This window comes from Vibrio anguillarum, assembly GCF_001989995.2.
Lineage (GTDB): Bacteria > Pseudomonadota > Gammaproteobacteria > Enterobacterales > Vibrionaceae > Vibrio > Vibrio anguillarum.
Genome location: NZ_JAHGUP010000016.1, coordinates 74,398 through 90,154 on the forward strand (window position 1 = coordinate 74,398; position 15,757 = coordinate 90,154).

At 43.5% G+C, this 15,757-nt stretch carries 13 protein-coding genes and 1 tRNA gene; 8 read left to right on the top strand and 6 right to left on the bottom strand.

Annotated features, from left to right (window positions below):
- Window positions 1-14 precede the first annotated feature (14 nt).
- Window positions 15-1,382 carry an anaerobic C4-dicarboxylate transporter DcuC gene (dcuC, locus tag PL85_RS03400; protein ID WP_017045375.1) on the bottom strand — a complete coding sequence of 456 codons (1,368 nt, stop codon included), beginning with the start codon at window positions 1,380-1,382 and terminating at the stop codon, window positions 15-17.
- Between the two features lie 296 nt (window positions 1,383-1,678).
- A complete protein-coding gene (locus PL85_RS03405; RefSeq protein ID WP_017050757.1) occupies window positions 1,679-2,806 on the bottom strand; it encodes an acyl-CoA desaturase in 1,128 nt (375 codons plus the stop codon).
- A gap of 174 nt (window positions 2,807-2,980) precedes the next feature.
- Between PL85_RS03405 and PL85_RS03410 the strand changes: the two genes are divergently transcribed.
- Entirely contained in the window at window positions 2,981-3,523 is a 543-nt protein-coding gene (locus PL85_RS03410) for a GNAT family N-acetyltransferase (protein ID WP_013868537.1), read from the top strand.
- Window positions 3,524-3,711: 188 nt separating this feature from the next.
- Here PL85_RS03410 and PL85_RS03415 read toward each other — a convergent pair.
- A tRNA-Ser gene (locus PL85_RS03415) sits at window positions 3,712-3,802 on the bottom strand.
- A 315-nt stretch (window positions 3,803-4,117) separates the two neighbouring features.
- Here PL85_RS03415 and PL85_RS03420 point away from each other — a divergent pair.
- On the top strand, window positions 4,118-4,795 hold the full coding sequence (locus PL85_RS03420) for a MaoC family dehydratase (RefSeq protein ID WP_013868538.1): 678 nt from the start codon (window positions 4,118-4,120) through the stop codon (window positions 4,793-4,795).
- A 53-nt stretch (window positions 4,796-4,848) separates the two neighbouring features.
- Here the strand turns inward: PL85_RS03420 and PL85_RS03425 are convergent, their stop codons facing one another.
- Window positions 4,849-5,670 (bottom strand): phosphate ABC transporter substrate-binding protein, encoded by an 822-nt coding sequence (locus PL85_RS03425; RefSeq protein WP_026027798.1) that lies wholly within the window; start codon window positions 5,668-5,670, stop codon window positions 4,849-4,851.
- 174 nt (window positions 5,671-5,844) lie between these two features.
- On the opposite strand from PL85_RS03425, the gene PL85_RS03430 reads away from it, so the two are divergent.
- Window positions 5,845-6,195, top strand: coding sequence for a DUF3024 domain-containing protein (locus tag PL85_RS03430; RefSeq protein WP_026027345.1), 351 nt, complete (start codon window positions 5,845-5,847; stop codon window positions 6,193-6,195).
- Between the two features lie 61 nt (window positions 6,196-6,256).
- Here the strand turns inward: PL85_RS03430 and rnb are convergent, their stop codons facing one another.
- Entirely contained in the window at window positions 6,257-8,266 is a 2,010-nt protein-coding gene (gene rnb, locus PL85_RS03435) for an exoribonuclease II (RefSeq protein ID WP_115340083.1), read from the bottom strand.
- Between the two features lie 362 nt (window positions 8,267-8,628).
- Between rnb and PL85_RS03440 the strand changes: the two genes are divergently transcribed.
- From PL85_RS03440 to rplT, 5 genes are all read left to right on the top strand, one after another.
- Window positions 8,629-10,641 carry a DEAD/DEAH box helicase gene (locus PL85_RS03440; protein ID WP_064626716.1) on the top strand — a complete coding sequence of 671 codons (2,013 nt, stop codon included), beginning with the start codon at window positions 8,629-8,631 and terminating at the stop codon, window positions 10,639-10,641.
- A 213-nt stretch (window positions 10,642-10,854) separates the two neighbouring features.
- Window positions 10,855-12,783: a threonine--tRNA ligase gene (gene thrS / locus PL85_RS03445; protein WP_010319593.1), complete on the top strand. Its 1,929-nt coding sequence runs from the start codon at window positions 10,855-10,857 to the stop codon at window positions 12,781-12,783.
- Window positions 12,784-12,786: 3 nt separating this feature from the next.
- Window positions 12,787-13,338 carry a translation initiation factor IF-3 gene (gene infC, locus PL85_RS03450; protein ID WP_080569453.1) on the top strand — a complete coding sequence of 184 codons (552 nt, stop codon included), beginning with the start codon at window positions 12,787-12,789 and terminating at the stop codon, window positions 13,336-13,338.
- A gap of 103 nt (window positions 13,339-13,441) precedes the next feature.
- Window positions 13,442-13,636: a 50S ribosomal protein L35 gene (rpmI, locus tag PL85_RS03455; RefSeq protein WP_010319591.1), complete on the top strand. Its 195-nt coding sequence runs from the start codon at window positions 13,442-13,444 to the stop codon at window positions 13,634-13,636.
- Between the two features lie 41 nt (window positions 13,637-13,677).
- The gene (gene rplT / locus PL85_RS03460; RefSeq protein ID WP_010319590.1) at window positions 13,678-14,031 is read left to right on the top strand and encodes a 50S ribosomal protein L20; all 354 of its coding nucleotides are present in this window, start codon (window positions 13,678-13,680) and stop codon (window positions 14,029-14,031) included.
- Window positions 14,032-14,102: 71 nt separating this feature from the next.
- Here the strand turns inward: rplT and PL85_RS03465 are convergent, their stop codons facing one another.
- Window positions 14,103-15,065 carry an integron integrase gene (locus PL85_RS03465; protein ID WP_017043784.1) on the bottom strand — a complete coding sequence of 321 codons (963 nt, stop codon included), beginning with the start codon at window positions 15,063-15,065 and terminating at the stop codon, window positions 14,103-14,105.
- Window positions 15,066-15,757: the final 692 nt, after the last annotated feature.

Sequence of the window (15,757 nt, forward strand, 5' to 3'; positions counted from 1 at the left end):
ATTGTTTGTCAACGTTATGCTGTCATAGGTACAAGGATTACTGTACCAATAATGACCGTGATTAAACCGAGGATGACAGGAACGGAAGTGCGTTTTACCACTTCAAATGGACTGATATGGCCCATACCAGCTGTTGCTACAACGACGCCTGATACTGGTGAAATGGTGCGCCCAAGGTTTGAAGCTTGCAGCATCGGGATAATTAGGAATGCTGGGTTCACGCCCAATTTAGCCGCCAACGATGGCGCTAACTCAACAAAGGCGTAGAACGGAGCGTTGCCTGAACCCGTCGCAATAGCGGCTGCTACGGTAAGGCCTGTCAAAATCAGCATCAAGGCTATGCCGCCTGCGCCTGCGGTTTCTGCAAGATGAAGCAGGTTATCAATCGCTCCAATCGACATCAAACCTTGTGCGAATACGCCCGCAGCAACCAACAACATGACCACGCCTTTGAATGCTTCGGCCATGCCTGCGTAGCATGATTCTAGATCTTCTAACGTCTCTTTACCTTTAAAACGCTTCGTCACGAAGTCAACCAATGCACCGATGAAGATGGATCCGACCACAATGGTGTAAATATCAAGGCTCAAACCTTGAATGGTTTCTCCGTTGAATAAGAACACACCCACAATAGGTAAGAATGGAAGAGCCGCATAGTAAGCCGGTGCTTTCACTTCGATGGCGGAAACATCGATTTTTTCCATCGGTGTGTTGTCTTTCTTATCGAGATATTTGTTCCAGAAGAAGGCCGCGATCGCCATGACGATAATGGCGCAGATCGAAACAGGAAGAACCGTTTCCACGGCAAAAACGTGTAAAGGTAGGCCTGATTTTTCCGCCGCAATAACCACATCACCGGATGTCGGGGAAAGGATGATCGCAGCAGGAGATGCACATACCGCAACTGCGGCCGGACGAGAGATCCCCATCGCTACCATCATCGGAAATAAAGTGGCCATTAACAGCACGCCAAGACCCGTTGCTGAGCTCACCGCTAAAGACATCAAACATGCCACAATGTAAGCAGCAACCAGCAAGATATAAGGGGATGTAATAACCGAAAGAGGTTTAGAAAACTGTTTTACAACCACATTGTTGGCGCCGATGTGTGTCATGTACGAAGCAAAACCACACAGCAACATAATTTGCATGCCTAAACCGCCACCACTGTAACGCAACATGTATTTCACGAATTCGAGTGCATCCGTTACTGTGTTACCGGTTGAGGGTACTTTGGCTGGCAGCACTGAATAGCCAAGTGCGCCAGTTAATAGCAGTAAAACGATACCTGCGGTGAGTAACACACCGGCTGGCTTGTAACCTTTAACAATGAAATAACCCACCGCTACTGTTACCGCCAAGCCAATTAAAAGCTCTAGCATTTAAGTCTCCTGAAATTATGAACAATATTGCAAAAACGTGTATCAATTTATGACAAGGAATTTACCGAAAAGAATGCTGTAGCACGAGAGCAAGTTGAGCTTTAGATGATCTAAAACAATAAAATTATCAATTGATAACCTAGTTGAAAATTCTTTAACTTTGAATATGTTTTAGTCGTTCTAACTATTCATTTAGCAAATATGCGGCTAGAAGTTCTGTTAGAGGGGGGATAATTTAAGCTAAGAAAAATGAAGCCACTTAAGGCATGGCTTCATCAAATCTGTAAAGTATGAATTTAGGAGTACTGACGCACAATGAGCTGCCAATTGGATTTTTGTAGTGCTAATTGTTGCTTCACTTGTCGATAGCGCAGCATCAATAGGGAGTGTTCATATCTACGAACCATATTGTTTTTTTTACTTTCGATCAGCTGTTTCTTTAATTCATAATACTCTTGCAACTGCATGACTAAAGCGTCAAATTCACGTTGTATGCTGGCCATAACGAGTTGCTGATTGGGCAACGCGGCGATCTGTTTTTGCGCATGGCTTAATGCCATTAACGCTTTCGCTTTTTCTACCTTAAGGGGGGGAGAAGTGCGCAGTTTACCAGCCAACCCAAGCCACGAACACAGCTTGATCAGCCATTTTGTTGGGTCGTATTGCCACCAATAAATCCCATTACGATAATCGTTTTCAAAAATATGGTGATAATTGTGGTAGCCCTCGCCAAAAGTGAAGAAAGCCAAAATACCGTTATCGCGGGCTGTATTTTTATCAGTATACGGCTGGCTACCCCATATATGAGCCAGCGAATTGATGAAAAATGTCGTGTGATGATTGAGCACCAAACGCAGTGCACCCACGATCAGTAACATGCCCAGTATATCGTGATAAATAAAACCAAGGATCAGAGGAACGCCCAAGTTCATTGCGAGTGCCAAAGGCACATAATACTTATGCTGCCACATGACGATCTTATCTTTTTGCAGGTCACGGCAGTTGGAGTAGTCATCGTACGTGGTTTTATTGTAGTGACGCAGCATCCAACCTATGTGTGAAAACCAGAATCCACGTTTGGCTGAATAAGGATCTTTGTCATTATTGTCTACATGCTTGTGATGAACTCGGTGATCAGAAGACCAATGTAGCGCACTGTTTTGCAGTGCAAACGCCCCACCTAATGCAAACAATAATCTCAGTGCCCAATGTGCTTCATAGGCTTTATGTGACCATAAACGGTGATAGCCCGCGGTAATGGAAAGGTTGCAAAAGGAAAAACAAATCATCAACCAAAGCCAATGCTCCATGCCGTAGCCAAATTGCCATCCATACAAAGGGGCTGCAATCGTCGCTAAGCCCAAGCTGAAGCTAAAAATGACGATGTTTATCCAAATAAGTGGTGGTTTTGATGCCGATTCCATGATTAAAGTCCTTGAGCTTACAGTTGTTCGCTAGAATATCAGCGAACAACTGTAAGTCAAAGAGGTTTAATGATTCTTTTAAGGGATTGTGACTAGTATATTTTGCTTTTCTATTTGAACCGAATAGTATGAAAGACGATGTTAATCCTTACAGGAAGTAATAAGGACTAGAATATGGAAATAAAAGCAGCTGAATATTGCGATTTTGAAAGAATTGCTCAGCTACACGCTCAAAGTTGGCGAACTCACTACCAAGGCATATTAGGCAAAGAGTACCTTGATAACGACGTTCTAGAAGACCGTTTACTGATTTGGCAAACTCGCTTAATCAATCCACCATTTAATCAACATGTCCTACTGATTGAAGAGGGGGGGCTGCTGTGTGGGTTTATCTGCGCCTTTGGTAACCACGATTTTGACAAAGGCAGCATTATCGAGTCTCTGCACATTGATGAAAATTATCGAGGAAGGGGGATTGGTCGCCAGTTGATTCAAGAGATGGCGGCATGGTTTGAGCAGTATTTCCCTAATAGCGGTGTGTATTTGGAAGTGATGGCAGACAATAAGCAAGCCATCGAATTTTACGACTACTTAGCTGGTCGACCTAAAGGAGAGCGTTTATGGCGGTCTCCCTGTGGGCAAGATATTAAAGAGTGGGTTTATACCTGGACCAGCCCAACAGATTTGTTGGCTTCGGTCTCTTCTACGGTTGATTGAAACGCATAGTGCGCGGGCTATGTCTCTTACCTATCGGTATTCGTGTGATTCGTTCTTGATGTATTGAGGAAGAGGCGATGACCAAACATGATTGCATCTTCCAGACACATGAGTTTTTAATCATCTAAAGTTTCCAAATGCTATAAATAGAAAAAGCCTCTGATAATCAAAGGCTTTTTCTTGGTATTTGGCGGAGAGATAGGGATTTGAACCCTAGGATAGCTATTAACCATCGCCGGTTTTCAAGACCGGTGCTTTAAACCACTCAGCCATCTCTCCGTGTGGTGCGCATAATAGATAGCCACCATAATATTGTAAAGCAATAAGTTGAGTCATCGACTCGGTTTGGCTAACCGCAATAACGTTTTCAGTTACAGTAAAGCACTGTTTTTACCGCTTCCCTTGATTTTATGAGCTATATACTCTACAACCTAGTTATCTAATAAAATGGTGTTTTATTTTTATTTGATTGATTTATATGTAATTTGTGTGTTTCAGGGAACGGTTGTACGCTCGAAAGTGTTTGCAGCTAAGTGTGAAGTACTTCAAAATTACCTCAATCCAAGGGCATTCTAACTAATCACCGAGGTTTAGATGAAAGTCGAGAATCTTTTTAAGCATCGTGGCGATTCAATGAACAAGTACTCCTCTGAGCTTATGCAGTGGGTATCACCTTCAGTACGTGAGTACTGGGGCGAGCTTCTACATAAAACAAACAGTCGCCAGTTGTTTTCTTGGGTTAGAGATTTTCACCAACCAGCAGTGAATGAAGATGCTCCTATTGCCGAACCCTTGATACTCAAACCTGAAGCGCAACGTCTGTATAAACAGCTCCAGACTCAGATTGGTGAAGTCATTCATACGGGTAAATGGCTGGTGGTTGATCAAGAGCGCATTAACCAGTTTGGTCAAGTAACCGAGGATATGCAGTGGATTCATACCGACCCTCAAAAAGCGGAAGTTGATTCTCCATTTAGGACCACAATTGCGCACGGCTTTTTGACCTTGGCCTTGTTACCTAAATTGACGGATAGCGTTGATCCTGACAAACCAATATTTCCGACCGCAAAAATGGTGGTGAATATCGGTTTAAATGAAGTTCGTTTCCCGTATCCAGTGAAATCAGGAAACCGAGTAAGAGCCATTAGTACTCTATTGAAAGTTACGCCAATCAAAAAAGGTTTGGAGATCGAGAGAGAAATTAAAGTGGAGATTGAAGGTATTCGACGCCCAGGCTGTGTCGTGGTTTCAGTAATCCAACTCCATTTTTAACTTTAGAAAAATGACATAGAAATAGGAGAGTCGATCACTCTCCTATTTTGTATTTATTTGTTTTTCAAAGGAATATAACCATATTCTTCTATGCGAGCCTTTGCTTCCGCTGATTTTAAAGATGCAATGAAAGCTTGAGTCTCTTTAGTGATTTTTTCAGGGTAATAGACCACTAAAAATGGCATAGAAAGTTTATATTCATGAGTGACAATATTTTTTGCAGTGGCTTCTACTCCCTCAAATTTTATCGCTTTAATCGATTTATCTACCGATCCCGTAGAGATGAAACCGATCGCTTGAGGGTTATGGTTAATCAGTGTTTTAACCATACTATTGCTATTGACCACTAAGTTATTGGAACTGATGTCTGACACTAAGCGATCATTAATCACACGAGTCAGGCCTAATAAGCTTTCAAAGCTATAGCGGGAACCTGATGATGCTTCTCTGGTCACAACTGCGATTTTTTGATCAGCACCACCGACTTGTTTCCAGTTGGTTATTTTCCCTTTATAAATATCAAATAACTGCTCACGAGTCAGATTTTCAATACTGTTTAAGCGATTGATTACAACAGCCAACCCATCATAGGCAATCGGTAGGGTGCTCATCGTCTCATCTTGCTCACTTTCTGTGAGGTAGCGCGAGCTCATGGCGATATCTGCGACACCTTTTTTCAGTAATGTGATGCCAGCACTCGAACCTACGGCTTGAACCGCGATATAAGTTTCAGGGTGTGCGGTATTGTAGTCCTCGGCGAATACTTCCATGATCCTAGCGACCGAGGTCGAGCCAGAAATATTAACTTCACTTGCGAAGGCAAACTGGGTATGTAGCAAAGTTGAAAGCAGTGTAGCAAGCGCGACTCGAAACATAGTGGCTCCAATATGGTTATTTAGAAAAATTGAGCCACCATAATATGTCGTATAGATGACACTTTTGTGAACCACAAAGGTAAGTGGTTTGTAGCCTTACGGTTTTTCATACCAGAGATAAGCGAAGTCAGCTATAGTCGAGATGTCAGGAAGCCGTGTTTGAGCGAGGGTAAAATGGCGGTAGTGAATTTGTTGCAACGTCAACTAGAACGAAGAGCAGAGCTTGTTTGCCATAATCGTAACCAAAGTGTGTCTGTTGAATTAGGCAAATCCTGTTTTGAGCCGATCGTTAACGGTGTGCACTTCATCAAACACCATTACAAATTAGATTCAACGCATTGCGACTATTCAAGTATCGTGGCGAAAGTGATTTGGGAAGAAGCTAAATGGGCGCTGTATATTCCCAATACGGATCCCGATAAAGAAATTGAAGATTGGTTGCCGTATCCTTTTCTCCCTAAAACAACGGATTTGACGGCGTTGATCCGCGAAATTGAAAAAGATCCTAAATCTTACTTTTGGTGATCAATAAGCAATAAAAAGGCACTCCGAAGAATGCCTGATAGAAATGTCTATGCTGCTAAAATCACTCCCCTTGGATAGTGGTATTAGCTTCTGAAGGTATAGGTAACGGTTCGAAAACCTGAGTCGGTTTTGCAATCAGACTGCGGTTTTCCATATTCACTTCTGCGAGCACGACTTCGAGCGTATCACCGAGCTTAAAGGCGACCTCTTTATCGACAAGCAGCGTTCCACTTTCCGCATTACATTCAATACGTTCTTTGTTGTCTAAGATTAAAGAACCAGGAATGAATGCGGCAGCGCCATTTTCCAAAAGACGTACGCGCATGCCAGCACGATTGATATCAAAGATTTCAGCCGTAAAACGGGTGCCTTTGCTAGGTTCGTTTACTAGTGTTCTAGCATAGAGCCAGTCGCCTACGTTACGTTCGGCCATTTTGTGGTGTTTGCGGTGTAGTGCCAACTCTTCACCAACGGTTTCATCCGGTGTTTGTACGGGCTCTTTGTTTAAAATATGTGCTTTCAACATACGATGGTTGATCATATCGCCATATTTACGGATAGGAGAAGTCCAAGTGGCATAGATATCCAAACCCATTGCGTAATGCGGAAGGGGTTGGTTTCCTATTTCACTGTAAGCTTGATACTTACGGATACGATTATCCAGATAGCGGGTCTCTTGCTTACATAGCCAGCGACGTAAAGAGGCAAAGCCTTCTAGAGTCGCTAAGTTATCGGCAGTGTATTCAAGCTCACCCGTTGGGTTGACTAATTCGACAACATCGGCAATTTTTTCGGGTTTGAACCCCGCGTGCGTATTGAACACGCCTTGGCCAAAATGCGCTTTGAGCGTTTTTCCCGCACAGATATTCGCGGTTATCATCGCTTCCTCAACAAGACGGTTAGCACTACGGCGAAGATCCGCATGAATTGCCACTACGTCGTTGTCTTCACTCAGTTCAAATCGATAATCAGGGTGATCAGGAAACACGACCGCGTATGTTTCGCGCCATTGTGCACGCGCTAATGAAAAATCATACAAATCACGCACAACGGAAGCGATTTGGTCACTTGGTTGCCAATCGGCAGAAGTGCCCGTTTCTAACCAATCTGATACATGATCATAAACCAATCGAGCGTGCGATTTAATGTTGGCCGCAAAAAAGGTAATATCATCGCCAATCACACCTTCTTTAGTCACTGTTACGGTACAGCAAAGGGCAGGGCGAACTTCATTTTCCATCAACGAACACAAATCATCGGCTAAATCACGTGGCAACATTGGGATATTGCGGCCAGGGAGATAAATAGTGAAACCCCGCTCACGCGCGACACTGTCCATCTCGTCATCTGGCGTGATGTATGCGGTTGGGTCTGCAATGGCAATGGTTAATGTGAAGTCACCGTTCTCGGTTCTTTGGGCGAACAGTGCATCATCCATATCTTTAGTTGATGCCCCATCAATGGTCACGAAAGGAAGGTGGGTCATATCGATGCGTTGTAGGTCGGCATCATCTTTGAGCTGCCAATGTTCAATACCAGCCGGCTCACTGTTAGGCAGGTCATTTTCAGCTAAAGTCACCCACCAAGGCGCAATCTTATCGTTGGCATCCGTAATTTTATGGGTGATTTCAACCATAAAGCCGCTATCGTCTTTCAGTGGATGGTTAATAAGCTGTGCAACAACCCAATCACCTTCAGAGAAATGTTCAGGGTTTAATCCTTTTTGCACCTTGGCTTTCAGCGATTGCCTTTTTAGTTGCGGGTTATCGGGCGTGACATTCAGCTTACCTTTGTACAGCTTTACACGGCCAATGAAGCGAGTTAATGAAGGCTCAAGCAGCTCTTGAGGCTCAGCCACTTCTTTCTCATTCTCAGTGCGAATGATGGCCACCACTTTATCTCCGTGTAGGCATTTCTTCATATACGGAGGCGGAATAAAGAAGCTGTTCTTACTGTCAACTTCTAAAAAGCCGAAGCCTTTTTCAGTGGCTTTTATCGTGCCTTCTTTCTTAGGCAAGTTCTCTTGGATTTGTTGCTTGAGTTGAGCAAGGAGCGGATTATCTTGAAACATGTTTCTTTTTCTAACAAATGCGATTGGGCACACTATAATCATTGAGCGGGATGATTACTACCGAAAGCGTTATTTTTGCTAGTCTGCTTTAACAGTGCGCTGTAAATGCAGCTTCTGTGTTCGTTTTGGGTGAATTAATGAGCTTAATGGTCATTTATGACGAATTTTTGTGATGTAATTCAATTTTTACTAGCTTTTTTTATGCTTTTAGGGAATAATCCGCGTCCCTTATATGTCCCTAGCGGCTTGATGCGTTTTAAGACTTATCCGCATCTGAACGGAACTCAGCTCTTTTTAATGGATCGGTATTGGAATTGGTAGAGCACGTGGGACCTTTTGTTAATTAATCTAGTGGGATCTCCATGCAAGACTCTGTAATTCAATTTAGTGAATTAGCCCTAAACGACTCAATCCTTTCTGCTCTAAATGAAATGGGTTTCGTTTCTCCAACTCCTATCCAAGCTGCTGCTATTCCATTTCTTCTTGAAGGAAGAGATGCGCTAGGTAAAGCACAAACAGGTACAGGTAAAACGGCTGCGTTTTCTCTACCTCTACTGAACAAATTAAACCTTTCTCAACACAAGCCACAAGCAATTGTGATGGCACCAACTCGTGAACTTGCTATCCAAGTTGCGGCAGAAATCAAAAACCTTGGCCAAAAGATTCAAGGCCTTAAAGTACTTGAGATCTATGGCGGTGCTTCTATTGTTGACCAAATGCGCGCTCTGAAAAATGGTGCTCATATTGTGGTTGGCACACCTGGCCGTGTAAAAGATTTGATCACTCGTGACCGCCTTCATTTAGACGAATGTCATACCTTCGTCCTTGATGAAGCTGACGAAATGCTCAAAATGGGCTTCGTTGATGACGTAACTTGGATAATGGAACAAGCACCTGGCACCGCTCAACGCGTGCTGTTCTCTGCGACTATGCCTCCTATGGTGAAGACGATTGTTGACCGTTACCTACGTGATCCAGCTCGTGTTGACGTAGCAGGTTCAAACCAAACTGTTGCGAAAGTAGAGCAGCAATATTGGGTTGTTAAAGGTGTTGAAAAAGATGAAGCGATGGCTCGTCTTCTTGAAACAGAAGAAACCGATGCGTCAATCGTCTTTGTACGTACTCGTCAAGACACCGAGCGTTTAGCTGATTGGTTATTATCTCGTGGCTTTAAAGCGGCAGCGCTTCATGGTGATATTCCGCAATCACTGCGTGAGCGCACGGTTGATCATATCAAACAGGGTGTAATCGACATTCTTGTTGCGACAGACGTTGTTGCTCGTGGTCTTGATGTTCCACGTATTACACACGTGTTCAACTATGATATCCCATTCGATGTAGAATCATACATCCACCGTATTGGCCGTACTGGCCGTGCTGGACGCAAAGGTAAAGCGATCCTTCTAGTTCGCACGAACCAAATTCGTATGTTGCGTACGATTGAGCGCGTAACTCGTTCTCAAATGGAAGAGATTCAACTTCCAATGCGTGACAAAGTTGCTGAAGCTCGTCTCATCAAACTGGGTGCAGAGCTAGAAGCTGACAAAGGTCATACTGCTTTAGACAAATTTGTTGAGCTCATTGAAAAACTTCAACAAAGCCTAGAGATTGATGCCACAACACTGGCGGCCATTTTACTGAAGCGCCAACAAGGCAATCGTCCACTGTTCTATGTCGGCCCAGATCCAATGGTTGACGCGATCGAGCGTGAAAAATCACGTCGCCGTGATCGTAAAGAGGGTAGTGAGCGTGGTGAACGCCGTGAAGGCGGTCGCGATAGCCGTGATGGACGCGAAGGTCGCCGCGAATATGGTACTGCGAGCAATGACTGGGATACTTATCAGTTACAAGTCGGCCGTGAGCAAGGCGTGCAAGTGAAAGACATCGTTGGTGCTTTAGCTAATGAACTTGGTTTAACCAAAGGTTCAATTGGTGCAATTAAACTTGCTCAAGGCCATACATTCGTACAGCTTCCTAAATCAATGTCTTCAGATGTTGAAGGCAAATTGCGTAAACTGCGTATTCGCCAAAAAGAAGTCGGTGCTGTTGTATGTGACTTTGATGACTTCCGCGAGTCTCGTGGTCGTCGTGAAGGTGGTAACGGTGGTGGTGCCCGTCGTGAAGGCGGAAACGGTGGCTTCCGTAATCGTGAAGGCGGTGCTCCTGCGGCTGGCGCAGGTCGTGGTGGCCGTGAAGGTGGCTTCCGTGGCAACCGTGACGGTGCAGCGGCGACTGGTCGTGATGGTGAACGTCGTTTTGACCGCAACCGTGGTGGCGACCATCGTGGTAACTTCCGTGGTGAACGTGGTCACGGCAATGCTAGTGCTAATGCCAATGCGGGTACGTTAAGTCGTCCTCGTCGCGCTGAAGCATAATCAATTATTGAAACTCCAAAGCCCGTGATATTTATCATGGGCTTTTTCTTTTGATTTATATAATTCGATCTTTGCATTTCTAGCGTGAGCTAGTTAAAATCTTCACTTCATTGAAGTTCCGGTATTCGTGTTACCGAGTGAGCTTCGATGGGTTATTTTCAATCAAACTCAACACGTGTTGCTTGGTATGCAACACCACTGTAAGGATTATACATGCCTATTATTACTCTTCCTGACGGCAGTCAACGTCATTTTGAACACCCAGTATCGACAATGGAAGTTGCAGCTTCTATCGGCCCTGGTCTTGCAAAAGCAACGATCGCAGGCCGTGTCGATGGTGTGCGCGTCGATGCGTGCGATCTTATCGAAAATGATGCTAGCCTTGAAATTATAACGACAAAAGATGAAGTTGATGGTTTAGAGATCGTACGCCACTCTTGTGCGCACTTACTTGGCCATGCATTAAAGCAACTTTATCCACAAGCCAAAATGGCGATTGGTCCGACGATCGACAGCGGCTTCTACTATGATATCGATCTTGAGCAATCACTCACGCAAGATGATTTAGAGCAAATCGAAAAGCGCATGAAAGAGCTTGCCAAGACAAAATATCAAGTTGTCAAAAAGAAAGTCAGTTGGCAGGAAGCCCGTGATGCTTTTGAAGCTCGCGGTGAAACATACAAGATGGAAATCTTGGATCAGAACGTGGCTCGTGATGACAGACCAGGTCTATACCATCATGAAGAATACATTGACATGTGTCGTGGTCCTCACGTACCTAACATGAGCTTCTGCCAACACTTTACCCTGCTTAGCATTGCTGGCGCGTACTGGCGTGGTAACAGTGATAACAAGATGCTACAGCGCATCTATGGTACGGCATTCCATGACAAGAAAGCACTTCAAGCCCATTTAACGCGTTTAGAAGAAGCGGCTAAACGTGACCATCGTAAAATTGGTAAGCAACTCGATCTATTCCATATGCAGCAAGAAGCTCCAGGGATGGTATTCTGGCACCATAACGGTTGGTCTATATTCCGTGATCTTGAAGTGTTCATTCGCCAAAAACTCAGTGAGTACGACTACCAAGAAGTAAAAGGTCCATTAATGATGGACCGAGTTCTATGGGAGCGTTCTGGTCACTGGGATAAATATGCGGATGCCATGTTCACGACGTCATCTGAAAACCGTGAATATGCAATTAAACCGATGAACTGCCCAGGCCACGTTCAAATATTTAATCAAGGTTTGAAATCATACCGTGATCTGCCATTGCGTATGGCTGAGTTTGGATCTTGCCACCGCAATGAACCATCAGGTTCATTACATGGTATTATGCGTGTTCGTGGCTTTACTCAAGATGACGCCCATATTTTCTGTACCGAAGATCAAATTCAACAAGAAGTGACATCTTGTATCAAGATGGTCTACGACACCTACACGACGTTCGGTTTTGATAACATCGTTGTTAAGCTGTCTACACGCCCAGAAAAACGTGTTGGTAGTGATGAAATTTGGGATAAATCGGAAGAAGCATTAAAGCTTTCACTGCAGGCAATGGATATCCCATTTGAAATTCAAGAAGGTGAAGGCGCATTCTACGGCCCTAAAATTGAATTTACTTTGCATGATTGCTTAGATCGTGCGTGGCAATGTGGTACAGTGCAGCTGGATTTCAATTTACCTGCTCGTCTAGGCGCGACATATGTTGGCGAAAGTAACGAGCGTCTTGTTCCGGTTATGATTCACCGTGCAATTTTGGGTTCACTTGAGCGCTTTATCGGTATCCTTATCGAAGAGTATGCAGGTTTCTTCCCTACGTGGTTAGCGCCGGAACAAGCGGTAATTATGAACATTACTGATAAACAGTCAGTTTACGCTCAGGAAGTAGCACAAAAACTACAAAAATGTGGAATTAGAGCCAAAGCAGACTTGAGAAATGAGAAGATTGGCTTTAAAATCCGCGAACACACTTTAAAGCGTGTACCGTATATGCTTGTTTGTGGTGACCAAGAGATGGAAGCCGGAGAGATCGCAGTACGTACCCGCAGGGGCAAGGACTTAGGTAAATTTAAATTGGATGACTTTATTGCGTATATCCAAGCCGAAGTTTCTAGCCGTAAGCTCAATCTGGAGGAATAAACTATTAAAGGCGGAAGACGTGGCCAACAGCCGGCCAAACCAAACCAGCACCGTTTAAACGGTGAAATTCGTGGCGTTCGTGAAGTTCGTTTAACTGGCGCAGATGGTGAATCCGTTGGTGTTGTATCAATCAACGAAGCATTAGAAGCTGCTGTAGAAGCTGGTATGGATCTTGTAGAGATCAGCCCTAACGCCGAGCCACCAGTTTGTCGTGTGATGGACTATGGCAAGTTCCTCTTTGAAAAGAGCAAGACTGCTAAAGAGCAGAAGAAGAAGCAAAAACAGATCCAGATTAAGGAAATTAAATTCCGTCCTGGGACTGATATTGGAGACTATCAGGTAAAACTACGCAACCTGACCCGTTTCCTAGAAGAAGGCAACAAAGTGAAAGTTACTATTCGCTTCCGTGGCCGTGAGATGGCGCACCAAGACATCGGTGTCGATGTTCTTCATCGTTTGAAAGAGGATACTGCTGAAATTGCAGTAGTTGAGTCTTTCCCGAGTCGAATTGAAGCACGCCAGATGATCATGATGCTTGCCCCTAAAAAGAAGTAATTAACGGCTTACAAGTAATGAGACCTCGCCGTTGAAAGACGGTGGGGTGTTATTCGCCCTAATTACATGTTATTTAAACTACTACAATGCGGAGTTATTCATCATGCCTAAGATGAAAACCAACAAAGGTGCAGCTAAGCGTTTTAAGAAAACTGCTGGCGGTATTAAATTTAAGCACGCTACAAAACGTCATATCCTGACTAAGCGTACTACTAAGAACAAGCGTCAACTACGCCCTAACTCAATCCTTCCAAAATGTGAAGTGGCTGGTGTTATGCGCATGTTGCCATACGCTTAATTCTTTTTAGTTTATTTATCGTTTAGTTTAGGAGAAGCATAATGCCTCGCGTAAAACGTGGTGTACAAGCTCGTGCACGTCATAAGAAAGTTCTAAAACAAGCTAAAGGTTACTACGGAGCACGTTCACGTGTTTACCGCGTAGCTTTCCAAGCTGTAACCAAAGCTGGTCAATACGCTTACCGTGACCGTCGCACTAAAAAGCGTCAGTTCCGTCAACTATGGATTGCGCGTATTAACGCAGCATCTCGTCAAAATGGTCTATCTTACAGCCGTTTCATTAACGGTCTTAAGAAAGCATCTATTGAGATCGATCGTAAGATCCTTGCTGATATCGCGGTATTCGACAAAGCTGCATTTGCAGTGCTTGTTGAAAAAGCAAAAACTGCTCTTTAATTTAGCAGTGAAGGTTTAAAGAAAAGGAGGGCAAGTATGCTCTCCTTTTTTATTGCGCTTATTTATAAGCTTTATAAGCGCGACAGTGGGCTTAATACACCGCTGGCGCCTCTATCCAGTACGTGAGTGTAAATCTGAGTGGTTTTTACATCACTATGCCCTAATTGTTCTTGTACTGTTCTAATGTCCGCTCCCGCTTCTAGCAAGTGTGTCGCAAAGCTATGCCTTAGCGTATGGCATGAAACTGACTTTTGTATCTCAGCATCATGAGCGGTTTTCCGAACTGCTCGCTGCAATGCCGACTCATTAATATGGTGCCTTCGTTTCAACCCACTATTCTCATCTAAGGTAAGTAAATTAGATGGAAACAAGTAGTGCCAATTAAACTCATAAGGAGCTGAAGGATATTTTTCTCGCAACGCATTGGGTAACCAGACTCCTCCATAACCTTTGGTTTGCATATCTTTATCATAGTAACGCTTAGCTAATGCTTGTTGCTCAGCTAGTTGTGGATAAAGCTCCTTAGCAAGTGTGACGGTGCGGTTTTTTCCTCCTTTTCCTTGCCATACCCGAACCGCACCATAATCTAAATCAATATCCTGTATTCGGAGTCTGACACATTCCATCAGCCGCAGCCCTGAACCGTATAAGAGCATAATTTGCAATTGATATCGTGGCTCAATATGTTCTAAAAACCGCTTAATTTCAGTTCTTGTCATCACTACTGGTAATTTCTGAGCAAGTTGAGATTTCTTGAAATTCATGCTAATTGATAGCGGTTCTTTAATGATTTCACGGTACAGAAAATGGAGAGAGTTAAGCGCTAACGCTTGTGTTTTCGCGGCTACTTTCCCATTAACAGCTAAGTCAGTTAAAAACATCTCAACTTCTTTACTACCCATTCTCATTGGATGTGTTTTGTTATTGAAGTAGATGAATCGTGTTATCCAGTGCAAATATGCCTCTATAGTTTTCTTTGCATAGTGTCGCGCTTGCATATACTCTTTAATGCTTAAAATAAATTGTGATTTCATATTTTCCCAACAAAATTGCCTGTTTTTATATACAGTATTGTTGTTTTTGGTTTAGTCAACAAACTAAGTTGCATAAAGTCGTCTAATGTGAAGTCTGACGCAGTTTTTATTCAACTAACAATCTGATAAAAAAGATTTATATGATAGATTTCTAATTATCAAAGTTCATGATAAGTGGCGGTAGCATGGTAAATTAGGTCGCATTTTGTTGTATAGATAGCGTTAGGTTTACGAAGAGAAAAGCATAATTTTTGGGAAAAAGAGTTGGGGATTTCTCTAGCCATTCGTTTACGGATGTCAGCAAATCGGCTTGGTTTGCCCAAATCATCACGTTTCTTTAACGGTTTCTCATGTCAAAGTTCGTGGGTTGCTTCATTGAGTTTTCGTGTTGGTCGGTTGAGAGTTTCTCTGGCGCAAAGGCGCTTTGATTTTCTCAATCGAATGAATGAGTTGCTTCTTTTAAGTTGATCGCATTGGGCTGCCAAATTGAATAAAAGATTTGGGTTTCGTTTATCGTAATGCGTTAAATTAGTGGTTCTCTGTCAAGTGAATGAATACGAAATAGTAACACCTAACAAAAAATTCAAGCCTGACTACCAACGCGCGGCTGAATCGGTTCCAAAATGGTTTTGTGATTATGGTGCATTGCTTGAAGTGGCATTGTGCGTTGGTAGCAGCTTAATTTGGCGTTA